The organism is Thauera terpenica 58Eu (assembly GCF_000443165.1).
GTDB lineage: Bacteria > Pseudomonadota > Gammaproteobacteria > Burkholderiales > Rhodocyclaceae > Thauera > Thauera terpenica.
This window is the reverse complement of sequence record NZ_ATJV01000110.1, coordinates 1-2,071: the sequence shown is the minus strand read 5'-3', so window position 1 is coordinate 2,071 and position 2,071 is coordinate 1. Positions and strand designations below refer to the sequence as shown.

Below are 2,071 nucleotides of genomic sequence, written 5' to 3'. Positions count from 1 at the left end.
GGACGGGGGAAAGGGGCGAATCATGCCAAAATCTCAGAATCTAGGCCATTGTTATATAAGCGTTTGTTAATAGTGCACCAACGCCAAGAGCAACTGCGAATAATTTGTCAGCTTGATAATGGGAGCGAACGTTATCTTAGGCGGTGTGTCACGCTTATTATCAGAACTGATGTCACACGAGTTTGAGAGGACGATTCCCTTGATCCGGCCACGAGCACCGTCTTCGAAACGAATGACCTCCAATTGCTCCCATCCGTCACCCTGCAACATCTCATTTGAATACAGTCCGATGTAATATTGAATCTGCCTCGGAAAGTCCCCTAGGGCCTTGATGAGCCCGTCTTTTTGATCTTGCGTTAGATAAAATGGAATATGCGTCTGAATCGCTTCCGTGCTGATGGGCATATTGGGCGCTAATTACCGTTCGTACAGATCCCAAAGATTTTCATGAAGAACGCGCGAAAACTCAGCGCCGAGTGGCTCTTGACTTGTCACCAACTTTGCGTAGAAATTCGAGATGCTCTCCACGAACGAGTCAGGCCTCTCGTTCAAGTCGCCACCAAAGATATTTCGTATATGATCGAATGACGGGAGAGCAGACTTTGTGCGGTACGGAGCATTAAGAATCGAATCTCGAGCGTCGTCCATTGGGGTAGAAATGGCATAGCCAGCCAGAAGGTGGCTCGCCAGTATCCCAGCCATAACCATGGTGCCCGTTGTATGAGATGTTTGGTTGATTTGGTAGTTATTCATAGATCGGCTCCAATGAAACAATCGTTTCAGGACGCAAACACTCAAAAAACATTGCCTTGTTGGCCAAATGCATCAATTCCAACTGATCAGGCAGCCGCTCCAGCCAATTACCAAAATCCAAGCTACCAAGATCACTGATTGAGTCAATATCTACAATAATACCTTCTCTGCTCGATCCGTCTTGCAGGGTCGCAGTGGCTGAAGAGGTGATCTGAACAGCGTGCAGCAAACCCTCTTTGGGGATCTCAACCCGCAATGAAAATATTTCCTGTTTCAGCTTGTGGTTTCCGAGTACAACAGTTCCATTGATGGCCATTACCTGATCTGATGGGCTGCTTGCAGGAATCAGGTCAATGTACTTCATCGAAAACCGATGTACCGCCTGAATAATCCCGATCTCCCTAAGTTGTTCCACGACATTCAAGATGGCAGGTTTGAACGTTCCCCAGCCCGGATAGGGCATCTTGCAACTGACCGCAAGACTGCGGTCGCCGATCGAAATCAGAAACTTGTCCCAGTGGAGCCGAACCAGGGGCGCAAAGCGCAAATTCGGTTCGGATTCGAGAAGAGCCTTCGGAAGTTGCTCTGTCGGAAGCCGCTCGATAGTCTTGTCATGTGGAAGCTTGCTGAACAAGACTCCAGGAAAAACGCTTGACGCTGGTATGACGCTTGTGAACCTCATCTCGAACAGCGCGTCGATGAGGGGCTCCTTCTTTAGCTTTGTCGGTAACTTGTCGGTCATAGGTTGCTCCACGGCAACGACATCCTATCATGCTGCTACCAGAGAAAGGAGAGGTCAAATGCCGAGTGACCTTTCACTACTGCTACGACCAGACGTGGGCGCAGAGCTATCTACGAACGAGTTGCCCATTGCCGCCCCTCTGCTCGCCCTGGTTCGCCATGAAAATTGTAGGATGTTCTGGTGGACGAACTGCCTGCAAGCGGCGTCGTGGCACAAATGCTTGTGGTGCAACTCATCTTCCAGAACTGATGCTTGATTAGCGGCGGGTGATAGCCGCGACTTCCATTCATCCCGCGTCGACACCTGTTACAGGCCATCAACTTCGCCGCACTTGGCGGTCGAGCGGCAAGTAACCGTCGCATTGCGGCTGCGCTGAAAGCTGCATACGAATGACGGCTGAGGCCGAGGTCCTTCCGTAGGTCGTCCGGCAGGTTTCAGCGGCAACCGGATTTTTGGTCGACGGCTTCGGAGAGAAGATGACGGGCAGGTCATGGCCGATACGACCCTTCCAGCATCCCGCCGGAAAGCAGCCGCCCGTCGCGTCGAAGGCTTTCTTCGGGCAGCCGCCGGGACACG

At 51.5% G+C, this 2,071-nt stretch carries 3 protein-coding genes; all 3 read right to left on the bottom strand.

The window, feature by feature from the left end; translation table 11 throughout:
• Window positions 1-417 precede the first annotated feature (417 nt).
• The gene (locus tag M622_RS37790) at window positions 418-753 is read right to left on the bottom strand and encodes a hypothetical protein (protein ID WP_157282151.1); all 336 of its coding nucleotides are present in this window, start codon (window positions 751-753) and stop codon (window positions 418-420) included.
• Window positions 746-1,495: a TIGR04255 family protein gene (locus M622_RS37785; protein WP_021250927.1), complete on the bottom strand. Its 750-nt coding sequence runs from the start codon at window positions 1,493-1,495 to the stop codon at window positions 746-748. The genes M622_RS37790 and M622_RS37785 overlap by 8 nt, the downstream gene beginning before the upstream one ends.
• A gap of 316 nt (window positions 1,496-1,811) precedes the next feature.
• Window positions 1,812-2,071, bottom strand: a 260-nt coding sequence (locus tag M622_RS40465) for a hypothetical protein (RefSeq protein WP_217995343.1), incomplete at its 5' end; no start/stop codon positions are given.